Below are 566 nucleotides of genomic sequence, written 5' to 3'. Positions count from 1 at the left end.
ATGGCGGAGTACACGCTTCCCGATCTCGATTATGACTACGCGGCGCTGGAGCCCCATATCTCGGGCCGGATCATGGAGCTGCACCATGACAAGCACCATGCGACCTATGTGAAGGGTGCGAACACGGCGCTGGAGAAGCTGGCGGCGGCGCGCGAGGCGAATGATTTCGGCTCGATCAACCAGCTGTCGAAGGATCTGGCGTTCAACCTGGGTGGTCACACGAACCACTCGATCTTCTGGAAGAACCTCTCGCCGGAGGGCGGGGACAAGCCCACCGGTGAGCTCGCGAGCGCGATCGACGAGTACTTCGGGTCGTTCGAGGCGTTCCAGGCGCAGTTCACGGCGGCGGCCCTGGGGATCCAGGGGTCGGGCTGGGCGATCCTGGCGTACGAGCCGATCGAGGGGAACCTGGTGATCGAGCAGTTCTACGATCAGCAGAACGGCATCCCTGTGGCGACGGTTCCGCTGTTCCAGCTGGACATGTGGGAGCACGCGTTCTACCTGGACTACCAGAACGTGAAGGCCGATTACGTGAAGGCGATCTGGAACATCGTGAACTGGGCGGA

General features: G+C 62.2%; 1 protein-coding gene. It reads left to right on the top strand.

Annotated elements, in window-relative coordinates; all coding sequences use genetic code 11:
• Positions 1 to 566: superoxide dismutase (locus FHG10_RS17805; RefSeq protein WP_152354708.1), on the top strand; the 566-nt coding region annotated here is incomplete at both ends.

This window comes from Brachybacterium subflavum, from assembly GCF_009299795.1.
GTDB classification, from domain to species: Bacteria; Actinomycetota; Actinomycetes; order Actinomycetales; family Dermabacteraceae; genus Brachybacterium; species Brachybacterium subflavum.
Note: the sequence above shows the minus strand (reverse complement) of the source record. Positions and strands in the feature narration are given on the sequence as shown.